This window comes from Ruegeria sp. CG4 (assembly GCF_056537185.1).
On record NZ_JBQFRB010000005.1, the window covers coordinates 265,028 to 279,938 of the forward strand.

13 protein-coding genes are annotated in these 14,911 nt (G+C 61.7%); 5 read left to right on the forward strand and 8 right to left on the reverse strand.

The genetic code is table 11. The features are described from left to right. The first annotated feature begins 5 nt into the window (after positions 1-5). A complete protein-coding gene (locus ACR0J2_RS15255; RefSeq protein ID WP_480813093.1) occupies positions 6-2,552 on the forward strand; it encodes a TIGR02302 family protein in 2,547 nt (848 codons plus the stop codon). Positions 2,553-2,570: 18 nt separating this feature from the next. Here the strand turns inward: ACR0J2_RS15255 and ACR0J2_RS15260 are convergent, their stop codons facing one another. Continuing rightward, entirely contained in the window at positions 2,571-3,284 is a 714-nt protein-coding gene (locus tag ACR0J2_RS15260; protein WP_480813094.1) for a zinc-ribbon domain-containing protein, read from the reverse strand. Between the two features lie 189 nt (positions 3,285-3,473). On the opposite strand from ACR0J2_RS15260, the gene ACR0J2_RS15265 reads away from it, so the two are divergent. The 4 genes from ACR0J2_RS15265 to ACR0J2_RS15280 are packed head-to-tail and all read left to right on the forward strand — an operon-like array spanning position 3,474 to position 6,379. Further along, a complete protein-coding gene (locus ACR0J2_RS15265; RefSeq protein WP_170679786.1) occupies positions 3,474-4,151 on the forward strand; it encodes an ATP-binding cassette domain-containing protein in 678 nt (225 codons plus the stop codon). Further along, on the forward strand, positions 4,148-5,047 hold the full coding sequence (locus tag ACR0J2_RS15270; protein ID WP_480813095.1) for a cell division protein FtsX: 900 nt from the start codon (positions 4,148-4,150) through the stop codon (positions 5,045-5,047). Before ACR0J2_RS15265 ends, ACR0J2_RS15270 begins: the two co-directional genes overlap by 4 nt. Then, a complete protein-coding gene (locus ACR0J2_RS15275) occupies positions 5,047-5,787 on the forward strand; it encodes a lysophospholipid acyltransferase family protein (protein ID WP_480813096.1) in 741 nt (246 codons plus the stop codon). Before ACR0J2_RS15270 ends, ACR0J2_RS15275 begins: the two co-directional genes overlap by 1 nt. Continuing rightward, positions 5,774-6,379, forward strand: coding sequence for a pyridoxamine 5'-phosphate oxidase family protein (locus ACR0J2_RS15280; RefSeq protein ID WP_480813097.1), 606 nt, complete (start codon positions 5,774-5,776; stop codon positions 6,377-6,379). The genes ACR0J2_RS15275 and ACR0J2_RS15280 overlap by 14 nt, the downstream gene beginning before the upstream one ends. A gap of 147 nt (positions 6,380-6,526) precedes the next feature. On the opposite strand, the gene lpdA is transcribed toward ACR0J2_RS15280, so the two are convergent. From lpdA to ACR0J2_RS15315, 7 genes are all read right to left on the reverse strand, one after another. Beyond that, positions 6,527-7,915: a dihydrolipoyl dehydrogenase gene (gene lpdA / locus ACR0J2_RS15285; protein WP_170807412.1), complete on the reverse strand. Its 1,389-nt coding sequence runs from the start codon at positions 7,913-7,915 to the stop codon at positions 6,527-6,529. Between the two features lie 74 nt (positions 7,916-7,989). After that, the gene (locus tag ACR0J2_RS15290; protein ID WP_170614396.1) at positions 7,990-8,259 is read right to left on the reverse strand and encodes a hypothetical protein; all 270 of its coding nucleotides are present in this window, start codon (positions 8,257-8,259) and stop codon (positions 7,990-7,992) included. A gap of 2 nt (positions 8,260-8,261) precedes the next feature. Continuing rightward, complete coding sequence (gene odhB / locus ACR0J2_RS15295) at positions 8,262-9,779, reverse strand: 2-oxoglutarate dehydrogenase complex dihydrolipoyllysine-residue succinyltransferase (protein WP_480813098.1); 1,518 nt, start codon at positions 9,777-9,779, stop codon at positions 8,262-8,264. 3 nt (positions 9,780-9,782) lie between these two features. Next, complete coding sequence (locus ACR0J2_RS15300) at positions 9,783-12,740, reverse strand: 2-oxoglutarate dehydrogenase E1 component (RefSeq protein WP_480813099.1); 2,958 nt, start codon at positions 12,738-12,740, stop codon at positions 9,783-9,785. Then, positions 12,737-13,276, reverse strand: a complete 540-nt coding sequence (locus ACR0J2_RS15305) for a DUF805 domain-containing protein (RefSeq protein ID WP_480813100.1) — start codon at positions 13,274-13,276, stop codon at positions 12,737-12,739. The genes ACR0J2_RS15300 and ACR0J2_RS15305 overlap by 4 nt, the downstream gene beginning before the upstream one ends. Positions 13,277-13,482: 206 nt before the next feature. Then, a complete protein-coding gene (gene sucD / locus ACR0J2_RS15310) occupies positions 13,483-14,364 on the reverse strand; it encodes a succinate--CoA ligase subunit alpha (protein ID WP_058278790.1) in 882 nt (293 codons plus the stop codon). Positions 14,365-14,383: 19 nt separating this feature from the next. Then, on the reverse strand, positions 14,384-14,905 hold the full coding sequence (locus tag ACR0J2_RS15315; RefSeq protein WP_480813101.1) for a hypothetical protein: 522 nt from the start codon (positions 14,903-14,905) through the stop codon (positions 14,384-14,386). Between the last annotated feature and the right edge of the window lie 6 nt (positions 14,906-14,911).

The window sequence follows — 14,911 nt, forward strand, 5'->3', positions numbered from 1 at the left end:
CCGCCTTGAGCGACAGATCAAACCTGCCTATTCCCCGGCTCTCCCTGTGGCTGACGCACGCAGGGATGCTGGCCGAGCGGGTTTTGCGCGCGTTTTGGCCGTTTTTTTCGATTTTGATGGCCATTTTGGCCGCTCTGATGTTGGGTCTGCAGGACCTTGTCAGTGTCGAATTTGTCTGGGCGGCGGGTAGTGTCGCGCTGATCGGACTGCTTTCTGCGCTCGTGTTGGGGGGCAAGCGATTCCATCTGCCGACACGCGCCGAGGCGCTGGTGAGGCTGGATGAAACACTGCCGGGACGTCCGATTCAGGCCTTGGTGGACGATCAGGCCATTGGCTCCATGGACGCGGCCTCGGTTGCCTTGTGGCAGGCGCACCAGAAACGCATGGCACAAAAGGTGGCGCAGGCCGAACCCGTAAAGCCTGACCTTCGGCTGGCAGACCGCGACCCCTTTGCCTTGCGCTATGCAGCGCTTCTGGCGCTGGTGATCGCAACCCTGTTCGGGTCGTTCTGGCGTATCGGATCCGTGGCCGAGATGACGCCCGGTACCGCGACAGCGGGGCAGGGGCCAAGCTGGGAAGGCTGGATCGAACCGCCCAGATACACCGGTCTGCCGACGCTCTATCTGGCCGATCAGCCGGGCCCCGATCTGACGCTTCCACAGGGCAGCCGCATCACGTTGCGCTTTTATGGTGAAGTCGGGGCACATAGCCTGACCGAGACCACGTCTCTTTTGGGGGCCGAGGCCGAGACCAATCCCGAACAGGATTTCGTGGCCGAACATTCAGGGCAATTGAAGATCGAAGGCCCCGCTGGGCGCGAATGGGCGCTGAACCTGCTTGCCGACGCCGCGCCGCAGATTGCGGTGACCGATGTGGCCGAGGCTGAAGCGGGTGGTCAGATGAAACTGCCCTTTGCGGCAAGCGATGATTATGGCGTGATCTCGGGCACAGCATTGATCGAACTTGATCTGGCCTCGGTTGATCGCCGCTTTGGCCTGACTGCAGACCCTGAACCGCGCGAGGCCGTGACCGTTGAACTGCCGATGCCGATCACCGGCGACCGGGCCGATTTCACGGAAGACCTGATCGAGGATTTCTCGGAACATCCCTGGGCGCACCTGCCGGTCACGATAACCCTGATGGCACGGGATGCCGCCGATCAGGAAACCTGGTCCGATCCCTATAAGACCGCCTTACCTGCGCGCCGTTTCTTCGACCCGCTGGCTGCCGCGGTGATTGAACAACGGCGTGACCTGTTGTGGGCCCGTTCCAATGCGCCGCGCATTGCGCAAGTTCTGCGCGCCGTGTCCCACCGCCCCGAGGATTTGTTTCGGTCCGACACCGCCTATCTGAGGCTTCGGGTCGTGCTGCGCCGGTTGGAGACGTTCACCGATTATGGCCTGAAGCCGGATCAGCAAGCCGAAATAGCCCAAGCCCTGTGGGATCTGGCCGTGCTGATCGAAGATGGCACTCTGGCCGATGCGCTGGAACGCATGCGCCGCGCGCAGGAGCGCCTGACGGAGGCGATGAAGAATGGTGCCAGTGACGAGGAAATCGCCGAGCTGATGCAGGAGTTGCGCGAAGCCACGCAGGATTACATGCGACAGCTTCAGCGGCTGGCACAAGAAAACGGTGAAGGCGGCGAGAACCAGACAGGCCCAAATGGCGAGTCTCTGCAGATGACCCAGGACGATCTGCAGCGGATGATGGACCGCATTCAGGAACTGATGGAACAGGGCCGCATGGCCGAGGCGCAACAGGCGCTGGAAGAGTTCCAGCAGATGATGGAAAACATGCGCGTGACCCAAGGTCAGGGGCAGGGCGGACAGTCCGAGGGTCAACAGGCCATGGAAGGGCTTGCGGAAACCCTGCGCGAACAGCAGGGCCTCAGCGATCAGGCGTTCCGGGATTTGCAGGAACAGTTCAACCCCGGTGCGCAGGCCGGCGAAAGCCGCGGCAACGAAGGCCGTTCCGGTGGCCTGGGCCGGGGCCAGAGCCATGAAGGCCAGGGCGGTCAGGGTGACGGCTCGGACAATCAGGCCGGCGGCGGACAACAGGGCCAGGGATCGCTTGCAGACCGCCAGCAGGCCCTGCGCGAGGAACTCAGACGTCAGGAACAGGGCCTGCCGGGTGCCGGAACCGCCGAAGGTGAAGCGGCGCGCGAGGCGCTGGGCCGCGCCGGTCGCGCCATGGACGAAGCGGAAGACGCCCTGCGCGGCGACGATCTGGCCGAAGCCATTGACCGACAGTCCGAAGCGATGGAGGCCCTGCGCGAGGGCATGCGCTCGCTGGGCGAGGCGCTGGCGCAGAACCAACAGAACCAACCGGGACAGGGCTCGCAGGAAGGGGACATGGAGGCCAACAACCGCGATCCACTGGGCCGCAGCCCGGGTGCTGCCGGGTCGATCTCGACCGACGACAACCTTTTGCAGGGGGAAGACGTCTATCGCCGCGCGCGTGAACTGCTGGACGAAATCCGCCGCCGCACCGGTGAATCCGATCGGCCCAAGATCGAGCTGGAATACCTCAAACGCTTGCTGGAACGTTTCTGACGCTTGGTTTTGCGCGGTTCAGTTCTGAACCGCCCCGGATTGCGCTTGAAGCCAGACGCGCGCCTGATCCACCAGCGAGACATAGGGTTTCAGAACAGGGTCGGCCTGCGGAACAGCTTCACTGATCTGCTGCGCGTTGCCGTAGATCAGAAACAGAAGAACGCCGATGATCAGGATCAGTGAGAATCCCCGCAGAAAGCCGCCCGATTTGCGCTGCGCGGGCTGATCGTCGGTATCGGACGCGTTCACTTCATCGCTGCGCAGGCTGGAATTGATCGCCTCGACATCCGGCAAAGCGTCTTTCTGCCCCGCATCGGCGGCGGTTTCCACGGGAACGGATTGCGTCGCAGGCGCCGGTTTGGCGACCGGTTCCAGCGCAAGATCAGGCTGGCTTTCAAGGCCGCCCCCTTCCTTGGCCCGCAATTCCGCCTCGCGGGCTGCCTCCTCCTTCAGGATGCTGGCGACAGAGGGGTCGACACCGCTTTTGACCTCGGCAGGCTGCGCCTCTGTGGGCTCGTTCATGTCGTCGGCTGGCGGCGATGCGGGCTCGGGTGCCTCATCGGTTGCAGCATCCGGTGCTGCCGGTTCGGGCGCAGAGGCTGGTTCAGCCGGGTTCTTCGCCTGAAACCACGTCTCTTCACAATTGGAACACTGAACGTCGCGGCCTTCTTCCGGAATGACCTCATCCGGAACTTCATACTGGGCACTGCAATTGGGACACGTAAGACGCATGCTGCCTCCTGGCCGATTGATCGACCTGATAGTAGTTTTTTAAGGAACCATATTCCGTTAAGACCTAACAGCAAAGGGCGATTTCGGTTTCACGGGTCAAGTGTCACCAAATCGACCCGGTGCAGGCATTGAAACCGCAACCGCGCTCGGGCAAGAAGAGCGGCAGAAAAAAACCTGGGGGCGCACCTTGTGATCGAGCTGGAGAATGTCAGCTACACCTATGGCGACGGCGAACTGCTGAGCGACGTGTCGATTCAGCTGCCGCCGGGGTCCTTCCACTTTCTGACCGGTCCTTCGGGTGCGGGCAAGACCACGTTCCTCAAACTGTGCTACGGCGCTCTGTTGCCGACATCCGGTCGTCTCAGCGCGTTTGACAGCGATATTGCCCGGCTGGACCGCGACCAGATGGCCCTGTTGCGCCGCCGGATCGGCGTGGTCCATCAGGATTGCCAGTTTCTCGACCACATGACACTGGCGGAAAACGTGGCCCTGCCGCTGATGGTTTCGGGGCGGGCCGAAACGGCCGAACAGGACAACCTGACAGAACTGCTGAGCTGGGTCGGGCTTGGATCAAGGCTCGAGGCGCATCCGCCGGAACTGTCGGGCGGCGAACGCCAGCGCGCGGCGCTGGCCCGCGCGGTGATCCTGTCGCCGGATGTGGTGCTGGCGGATGAACCCACCGGCAACGTGGACTGGGAGATGTCACAGCGCCTGCTGCGCTTGCTGGTCGAACTGAACCGGATGGGCAAAACGGTGCTGATCGCTACCCATGACCTCAGCCTGATCCGCGCCGCCAAAAGCCAGGTGCAGGCGCGCGTCCTGCGGATCTCGCAGCGCAAGCTGCAGCTCGCGGGGGCCGATCTATGAGCAATGGCACCATCCGCAACCTGCTGTCGCGCGACAAACGCGCCGACCGGGTGGTTCCGCCCACAGGGTATACCGCGCATCTGACCCTGTTCGTCTCGAGCGCGATGGGATTTCTGGCGGTATTTGCGCTGGCCCTGTCGCTGGCTTCGGGCCGCGTGGCGGATCGCTGGGCGTCGGAACTGGCCGGTGCCGCCACCTTGCGCATCAACGCCCCTGCCGGACAGCTTGCGGCCCAGACCGAAGCCGCCCTGACCGTCCTTGGCCAGACCCCTGGAGTCGCCTCGGCCCGCGCCTTGACGGATCAGGAACAGGCCGCTCTGCTATCGCCATGGTTCGGACCCGATCTGCCACTGGACACTCTGCCCGTGCCGCAACTGATCGAGATTATCGAAGGCGAGCCGGGGCTGGATGCCGCCGGGCTGCGCCTCCGACTGAGCGCCGAGGTACCTGGAGCGGTTCTGGATGACCACACGCGCTGGCGCGCGCCGCTGGTTGACGCGGCCATGTCGGTGCGGCGACTGGGCTGGATTTCCATTCTGCTGATCGGTGGTGCAACCGCCGCAATGATCACGCTGGCTGCCAACGCCTCGCTGGCTGCCAACGCCCGGATCATCGAGGTCCTACGCCAGGTCGGTGCCCGCGACCGTTTCATCGCCGGAGCCTTCGTTCGCCGCTTTACCTATCGGGCGCTTCTGGGGGCCGGGATTGGAACCTTGTTTGGAATGATCGGCGTGTCACTGCTGCCCAAAACCTCGGATGCGGGCGGGTTTCTGACCGGGCTCGGCTTTCAGGGGGCAGGATGGTTGCTGCCGGCCGTCATCCCGCTTCTGGGTGCTATGGTTGCATTCTTCGCGACCTGGAGCGCCGCCCGCAGAAAACTAAAGGAGCTTTCCTGATGCGAACAGGTTTTCAATGGATTCGCTCTTTGATCTTCATGATCACAATCTATGCCTGGATGCTGATCCTTGGCGTTGTCTTCGCGCCCTATGCCCTGTTCACCAAACGCGGCGCATTGCAGGCCTGCAAGACCTACGCCCGCAGCACGATCTGGATGGCCCGCTGGATGGTCGGCATCCGCTGCGAGGTGCGCGGATCACCCCCCCATGACGAAGTCGTCATCGGCGCCAAGCACCAGTCCTTCCTCGACATCATCATGATCTTCAGTGCCATCCCCCACGGCAAGTTCATCATGAAACGAGAGCTTCTGTGGACCCCGATCATTGGCATGTATGCCCGCCGCTTGGGGTGCATTCCGGTCAACCGCGGCAAAAGGGGCGCGGCCGTAGCGAAGATGGTCAAGGATGTCGCAAAGGAATTCACCGAACCCGGACAGCTGGTGATCTATCCGCAAGGCACCCGTGTCGCGCCGGGCGTTCAGAAACCATACAAGGTCGGAACCGCGGTGCTATATGAAGGTCTCGGGTTCCCATGTGTTCCGGTAGCCACCAATGCGGGCGTTTTCTGGCCCCGCTCCGGGATCATGCGCAAGCCCGGCCTTGCAATTGTCGATTTCCTGGATCCGATCGAACCGGGCGTGGCCCGGGACGAATTTCTGGACCGGCTGGAACAGGAAATCGAGACGCGGTCGAACAGTCTGATGCGGGAAGTGGGGTTTGATCCGGATGGAGTTCATTGACGACATAGCCGCGCTTGAGGCGCTTTACGGCAAACCCGGCGCGCCGTCCTTGCGCAAGGTGGTGCGCCATCTGACACCGCTTTACCGGAAGTGGATCATGGCTTCACGCCTTTGTATTCTCAGCACGGTGGGCCCCGAAGGTGTCGATGGCAGCCCGCGTGGCGATGATGGTCCCGTGGTGCTGGAGCTTGACGCCAAAACTCTGGCGCTTCCGGATTGGCGTGGAAACAACAGGCTGGATTCCTTGCGCAATATCGTCCGCGACCCGCGCGTTTCGCTGATGTTCATGGTGCCGGGGTCGAACAACGTCGTTCGGCTGAACGGCACCGCGCGCCTGACCGCAGACACCGGAATGCGTGACCGGTTCGAGAAACACGGAAAGACCCCGGCAACCGTCATCGTCATCGAGATTGACGAAATCTACACCCAATGCGCCCGTGCCCTAATGAGGGCCGGAACTTGGGCAGGCAGGGACGAGAGCACCGATCTGCCAACGATCGGTGAAATGCTGGCCGAAGCGTCAGATGGCGAGGAAGGTGGCGCGGACTACGATCGTGAATGGGGCGCCCGCGCGGCAAAAACCATGTGGTAACGGGGGCTCTGCCCCCGCCGCGCGTGCCGCGCGACTCCCCCGGGATACTTTCAGCCAGATGAAGAGCGGATCCGAACTTCATCTGGCTCCAAATATCCTGGAGCGCGAGGCGGAGCCTCGCATCCTTTGGTTCGGGCTGGTGGATCCCTACGAGTGTATCGGACCGTCGCCACAGGCCAGTGCTGCTTCGCGCACTGCTTCGGAATAGGTGGGGTGGGCATGGCAGGTCAGGGCCAGATCTTCGGCCGAGGCACCAAACTCCATCGCCACGCAGACCTCGTGGATCAAATCGCCGGCAGCCGGGCCGATGATATGCGCGCCCAGAATTCGGTCCGTGTCCTTGTCGGCGAGGATTTTGACAAATCCATCGGCGGCAAAATTCGCCTTGGCGCGGCCATTTCCCATGAACATGAATTTGCCGACCTTGTAGGCGCGGCCCTGTTCCTTGAGGGTCGCTTCGGTCTCGCCCACATTGGCCACCTCGGGCCAGGTGTAGATCACGCCGGGAATGACACCATAGTTGACGTGCCCATGCTTGCCGGCAACCTGCTCGGCGGCGGCCATGCCTTCATCCTCGGCCTTGTGCGCCAGCATCGGGCCTTCGGTCACGTCACCGATGGCATAGATCCCCGGCACATTGGTCTGCCAGTCGGCCCCAACCTTGATCTGGCCGCGTGGCGTCATCTCAACACCGAGAGCGTCCAGTCCCAATCCGTCCGAGTACGGCTTGCGCCCGGTGGCGACCAGCACGGTATCGGCTTCGATCACGTGTTCGCTGTCGTCCTTGAGCAGCTTGTAGGTCACCTTGGCTTTGGTCTTGGTGGCTTCGGTCTTCTGGACTGCCGCCCCCATGACGAATTTCAGGCCCTGTTTCTTGAGGATGCGCTGGAAGGTCTTCTGCACTTCGGGGTCCATGCCCGGCGTGATTTCCTTGAGGAATTCGATCACCGTCACCTCGGCCCCCAGGCGGCTGTAGACCGAACCCAGTTCCAGCCCTATCACGCCGGCGCCGATGACGACCATCTTCTTCGGAATTTTGCCCAGCGACAGTGCCCCTGTCGATGTCACGACGACCTTTTCATCGACCTCGACACCCGGCAGAGCAGACGGTTCGGAGCCGGAGGCGATGATGATGTTCTTGGCCTCATGCACCTCATCACCCACCTTGACCCGACCGGCAGCGGGGATCGAACCCCATCCCTTCAGCCAGTCGATCTTGTTCTTCTTGAACAGGAACTCGATGCCCTTGGTGTTGCCCTCGATCACCTCGTCCTTGTAGGCCTGCATCTGTTTCCAGTCGACAGAGGGGCTTTTGCCCTTCAGGCCCATCTTGGCAAAGTTATGCTCGGCCTCGTGCAGCTGATGGCTGGCATGCAGCAGCGCCTTCGACGGAATGCAGCCCACATTCAGGCAGGTACCGCCCAGCGTATCGCGGCCTTCGACCACGGCGGTTTTCAGCCCCAGCTGGGCGCAACGGATGGCGCAGACATAGCCGCCGGGTCCGGCGCCGATAACGATGACATCATAATTTGCCATAATATTCTCCTAAATCGACCGGATCACCCGGTGGCCGCTCGACCCGGCATCGGCGGGTCGGGGCATGTTCGTCCTTAGACGGGTTCCAACAGCTTGATCGTGATATGGGCAATGCCGCCGCGCTCGTGATGCATGGCCAGCTCCTCGGATCCGAAAAAATCCCTCGCCTTGTTCAGATCCACCACCTCGAACATAGCAATTGCGTGATCCTTCTGATCGGGGTCGCGCCAGACATGCAGGTCGCGGATGCCCGCGGCCTTGCGCATTGGCTGATCCTCGCGGAACACTTTCAGCCAGGCATCGAAATCGGCCACGTCGGCCTGCCAGAGTACATGTGTCGCCATGATTACAGATCCATCAGGAGGCGGCGCGGATCTTCCAGCGCCTCTTTTACACGTACAAGGAAGGTCACGGCGCCTTTGCCGTCGACGATCCGGTGATCGTAGGACAGCGCCAGATACATCATCGGGCGGATCTTGATCTCACCATTGATGACCATCGGACGATCCTGGATCTTGTGCATGCCCAGAATACCCGACTGCGGGGGGTTCAGGATCGGCGACGACATCAGCGAGCCATACACACCACCGTTCGAGATGGTGAAGGTGCCGCCCTGCATTTCGGCCATCGAAAGCTTACCGTCACGGGCGCGCTTGCCCTTTTCGGCGATGGCTTTTTCGATCGCGGCAAAGGACATGCTGTCAGCATCACGGATGACCGGAACAACCAGACCTTGAGGCGTGCCGGCGGCAACCCCCATGTGCACGAAGTTCTTGTAGACGATATCGGTGCCGTCGATCTCGGCGTTGACTTCCGGAACCTCTTTCAGCGCGTGGCAGCAGGCCTTGGTGAAGAAGGACATGAAGCCAAGCCGCACTCCGTGCTTCTTCTCGAACTGCTCCTTGTACTGATTGCGCAGGGCCATCACCTCGGTCATGTCCACCTCGTTATAGGTGGTCAGGATCGCGGCGGTGTTCTGTGCATCCTTCAGGCGCTTGGCGATGGTCTGGCGCAGACGGGTCATGCGTACGCGTTCCTCGCGGGCCTCGTCCTCGGCGGCAACCGGTGCGCGCGGGGCCTGGGCAGCGGGGGCGGGCACAGCCGCCGCAGGCGCTGGGGGTGTAGCCGCTGCAACAGCTTTTGCCACGTCTTCCTTCATGATGCGGCCATCGCGGCCCGTGCCCGTGACCTGATCGGAGGACAGACCGGCCTCGGCCATCGCCTTCTCGGCGGACGGCGCGTTTGCAACGTCCTTGCTAGCGCTGGCCGCCGCCGGAGCAGCCGCAGCGGCAGCAACAGCTGGTGCGGGCGCCGCGCCAGCGGCCGCACCCGAGATCACCGCCAGTTTCGCGGTAGCATCAACGGTCGACCCTTCGGGCGCCACGATTTCGGCCAGAACGCCGGCTGCCGGGGCTGGGACCTCGACAGACACCTTGTCGGTCTCCAGCTCACACAGCATCTCGTCCTGCGCAACGCTGTCGCCAACCTGCTTGAACCAGGTGGATACGGTTGCTTCTGTAACGGACTCGCCCAAAGTCGGGACCATCACGTCGATGCTGCCTCCGGATGCTGCCGGTGCTGCCGCCGGAGCCGGGGCGGCCGCAGCCGGCGCAGGGGCGGCGCCTTCACCGGCGGTAATGGTGGCCAGCAGGGCGTTCACGCCAACCGTTTCACCTTCTGCCGCTACAATCTCGCCCATCACGCCTGCGGCGGGCGAAGGAACTTCAACCGTCACCTTGTCGGTTTCCAGTTCACACAGCATCTCGTCCAATGCCACGGCGTCGCCGGGTTTTTTGAACCATGTTGCGACCGTGGCTTCTGTGACGGATTCGCCAAGCGTGGGAACACGAACTTCAATCGTCATCGCTTACTTTCCTTCAATGCTCAGCGCTTCGTTCACGAGCGCCTCTTGTTGGGCTTTGTGTTGGCTGGCCAGACCCGTCGCGGGCGAGGCCGAGGTTGCGCGACCGGCATAGACCGGGCGGGTGTGTTTTGCGCCGATACGGGTCAGCACCCATTCGATATTGGGCTCGATAAAGGACCAGGCGCCCTGGTTCTTGGGTTCTTCTTGACACCAGACCATTTCGGCACCCTTGAAGCGCTCAAGCTCGTTGATCAGCGAATGCGCCGGGAACGGGTAATACTGCTCGATCCGCATCAGGTAGACGTCATCGATGCCGCGCGCGTCGCGTTCCTCCAGCAGGTCGAAATAGACCTTGCCGGAACACATGACGACGCGTTTGATCTTGTCATCGGCAACCAGCTTGGTGTCCGAATTACCCTTCTGCGCGTCGTCCCACAGCACCCGGTGGAAGCTTGAGCCGGTGGTGAAATCCTCGGCCGTGCTGACCGCCAACTTGTGGCGCAGCAGCGACTTGGGTGTTACCAGGATCAGCGGCTTGCGGAAGGTGCGGTGCAGCTGACGGCGCAGGATGTGGAAGTAGTTCGCAGGCGTCGTACAGTTGGCCACGATCCAGTTGTCTTGACCGCACATCTGCAAGAACCGCTCCAGACGGGCCGAGCTGTGTTCAGGTCCCTGACCTTCGAACCCATGCGGCAGCAGCGTGACCAGACCGGACATTCGCAGCCATTTGCTTTCGCCCGAGCTGATGAACTGGTCGAACATGATCTGCGCACCGTTGGCAAAGTCACCAAACTGCGCCTCCCAAAGAACCAGTGCGTTGGGTTCGGCCAGCGAATAACCGTATTCGAAACCCAGAACCGCATATTCGGACAGCATCGAGTCAATCACGTCATATTGCGACTGGCCCGCGCGAATATGGTTCAGCGGGTAATAGCGTTCTTCGGTTTCCTGGTGGACGAAACCCGAGTGGCGCTGGCTGAACGTGCCGCGCGTCGCGTCCTGACCCGCCAGTCGCACCGGGTAGCCCTCGGTCAGCAACGACCCGAAAGCCAGCGCCTCGCCCGTGGCCCAGTCGAACCCCTGACCCGAGTCGAACATTTGTTTCTTGTGATCCAGCAGACGACCCACGGTCTTGTGCAGGGCAAAGCCCTCGGGCGCACGGGTCAGCGCACCTCCGATTTCGCTCAGCGTTTCGGGTGTGATGGCCGTCTCGCCGCGCATGTATTCTTCTTTGTTCTTGTCCAGATGAGACCAGCGCCCGTCCAGCCAGTCGGCCTTGTTGGGTTTATAGTCCTTTCCGGCTTCGAACTCGTTGTTCAGATGCGCCTGGAAGGCCGCCTTCATGTCCTCGATCTCGCCCTCGGGGATCAGGCCGTCCTTGACCAGCCGCTCGGTATAAAGCGACAGCGTGGTCTTATGCGTCTTGATCTTCTTGTACATGATCGGGTTGGTGAACATGGGCTCGTCGCCCTCGTTGTGCCCGAACCGGCGATAGCAGAAAATGTCGATGACCACGTCCTTGTGGAACTTCTGACGGAACTCGGTTGCCACCTTCGCGGCATGTACCACGGCCTCGGGGTCGTCGCCATTCACGTGGAAGATCGGTGCCTCGACCATCAGCGCGATATCGGTGGGATAGGGGCTGGAGCGCGAGAAGTGCGGCGCGGTCGTGAATCCGATCTGGTTGTTCACGACGATGTGCATGGTGCCGCCGGTCTTGTGCCCGCGCAGACCCGACAGACCGAACCCTTCGGCCACGACACCCTGACCGGCAAAGGCCGCATCGCCATGCAGCAGAATGGCCATCACCTTGGTGCGGTCGGTGTCGTTCAACTGATCCTGCTTGGCGCGGACCTTGCCCAGAACCACCGGGTTCACCGCCTCAAGGTGCGATGGGTTGGCGGTCAGCGACAGGTGCACCGAGTTGCCATCGAACTCGCGGTCGCTGGACGCGCCGAGGTGGTATTTCACGTCGCCCGAACCGTCCACGTCCTCGGGCTTGAAACTGCCGCCCTGGAACTCGTTGAAGATGGCGCGATAGGGTTTGCCCATCACGTTGGCCAGAATGTTCAGGCGGCCCCGGTGCGGCATCCCGATCACGATATCGCTCAGACCCAGCGCGCCGCCGCGCTTGATGATCTGTTCCATCGCGGGGATCAGCGCCTCCCCGCCGTCCAGACCGAACCGTTTGGTGCCCATGTATTTGACGTGCAGGAACTTTTCGAACCCTTCTGCCTCGACCATCTTGTTCAGGATCGCCTTGCGGCCTTCCTTGGTGAAGGCGATCTCTTTGCCGTAGCCCTCGATCCGTTCTTTCAGCCACGCGGCCTCTTCCGGGTCAGAGATATGCATGTATTGCAGCGCGAAGGTGCCGCAATAGGTCCGCTTCACGATCTCGACGATCTGACGCATGCTGGCCATCTGCAGGCCCAGAACGTTGTCGATGAAGATCGGTCGGTCCATGTCGGCATCGGTAAAGCCGTAGGTCCTTGGATCCAGCTCGGGGTGGTTGCTGGCGGCGCGCATGCCAAGCGGGTCCAGATCGGCGGCCAGGTGGCCCCGGATGCGATAGGCCCGGATCAGCATCAGCGCCCGCAGGCTGTCCAGCACCGCGCGCTTGATCTGATCGTCGCTGACCTCGACACCCTTGGCCGCAGCCTTGTCCTTGATCTTCTTGCCTGCCGCCTTGGCGTCGATCTCGGCCCATTCGCCGGTCAGCGCACCCGTCAGGTCATCCGCCGGCACCGGCGGCCAGTCCGTGCGTGCCCAGGATGGCCCCTCCGCTTCTTTCTGCACATCCGGCGCGTCGTCGCCCATGGCTTTGAAGAACTCGGCCCAGGCGGCATCCACCGCACCGGGGTTCTTGGTGTACTGGGCGTAAAGCTGCTCCAGATATTCGGCATTATGCCCCTGCATGAAGCTCGAGGCATGAAAGGCTGAGTTGGGCGAATGTTCGGTCATTGGGCTACCTCATATGGGTTGGGACCGTATTGGTTGGTGCCTGGCTGGCTGGGGCGGGTCAGCCACCACAGCACCAGAAGGGGCGACACAAACAGAACAAGCAGTGTCGGAATGACGATAAGCAGCGTGGCACGTGTCAGCAGAATATCCATCGTACCACCGTGGAACTGGTTGGCGAGGCCGATGCCAAAGATCAGAACCGCAAACGCGCCCACGATCAGCAGGATCGGCAGCAGGGCATAAAGCCCGCTCCGCCCGGTGTCGTGCATCCGGCGGAAGGCCACGGCCAGATGCGGAAAGAATACGATCAGGCCGACAATGCTCTGCACAGGTTGCCGGGACGTGGCGGCGAAGGACTTGACCTCATCGCTTTCACTGGCCGCGACCTGAGTGAAGAACTGCCAGTCGATTATACCGGCAATGATGTTCCAGATCACGATGAACAGGAAAAAGAACCAGTATTCGGGCCGCGAAGCACGACCCGAGAAGGTGAAGAACTTGGAGAAACAGGTACGGATGGCGTCGGAGAAGGTCATGGGCTTACCGACCATCGCGTTACGAACCGACCATCGGCAGCGGACGCAGCCTTGGATTGAGCGACTGTTGCAGCCAATATCGCGACGAATGGAATTGCCCAGGTAGCAAATTTACGCGGCAAAAAGATAGGAACATCGGGTGGGCGTTTTTCGCCCACCCGTTTTTCGGGCGCTGCCCTCAGAGCATATGCCCGGTTCTTATTCATTTACCCAATCGCTTCCAGCACAGCCTCACCTAGCTGGGCAGGACTTTCGGCCACGACGATACCGGCCGAGCGCATGGCTTCGATCTTGTCCTCGGCACCACCTTTGCCACCGGCGACAATCGCGCCTGCATGGCCCATGCGACGGCCCGGAGGGGCTGTGCGGCCTGCGATGAAACCGGCGGTTGGCTTTTTGCGGCCTTTCTTGGCCTCATCCGCCAGGAACTGCGCGGCTTCTTCCTCGGCCGAGCCACCGATTTCACCGATCATGATGATCGACTCGGTTTCGTCGTCGGCCAGGAACCATTCCAGCACGTCGATATGCTCGGTCCCTTTTATCGGGTCGCCACCGATGCCGACGCAGGTGGACTGGCCCAGACCCACATCGGTGGTCTGCTTGACGGCCTCATAGGTCAGGGTGCCCGAACGCGACACAACGCCGACCGAGCCGCGCTTGTGGATGTGGCCGGGCATGATGCCGATCTTGCAGGCGTCGGGTGTGATGACACCGGGGCAGTTCGGGCCGATCAGGCGCGATTTCGAACCTTCCAGAGCACGCTTCACCTTCATCATGTCCAGAACCGGGATGCCTTCGGTGATGCAGACGATCACTTCCATCTCGGCATCGATCGCTTCGAGGATCGAGTCGGCTGCAAACGGCGGAGGAACGTAGATCACGCTGGCGTTGGCTTCGGTCACATGCTTGGCCTCGTGGACCGAGTTGAACACGGGCAGGTCAAGATGGGTCATGCCACCTTTGCCCGGGGTTACGCCGCCGACCATCTTGGTGCCATAGGCGATGGCCTGCTCAGAGTGGAATGTGCCCTGCGAGCCGGTGAAGCCCTGACAGATGACTTTGGTGTTTTCGTCGATGAGGACTGCCATTTACTTTCCTTTGTTCCTGCTAGCCGGGATAGGTCATAGAGACGCGCACAGTGCCCGGAGTTTCATATCTGTGGTTGTTCTGGATGGTTGAGAGTTCAATGATCAACGGCAAGCCGCCGTCTAATGAGATATGCCAGCTTGTCGGGCTGAACTGCTCAGTCGTCGGAAAATACTGGTAAAGCGTTCGGCCCACGATCGCCGCCATGTCCGCCTGATTCAGATGGGTTGTGTACACAGTGCAAAGACCGGCGGGACGGCTGGTATCGTCCACCTCGGCATGCGCCGTGTTTGCGGGTGCGTCGAAATAGTGGCTGCTGCCCCGATGAATGCCGTATTCGTTCACGCCGCGATCGACCTTGCGATAGGTGAACCCCGCCGCCGGAAAGGCCTGCGCGGCCTGCGCCCGACGGAACATCACCTCGACACACCAATAGGTCAGGCCGGTGACATTGGCCTGCGCCGCATCACGCAGCGTTACGCCTTGCTGCGCCAGAACCGGTTGCGCCAGCGTCAAAAGCGATATTAATGCCCAACGGATCATGACAGA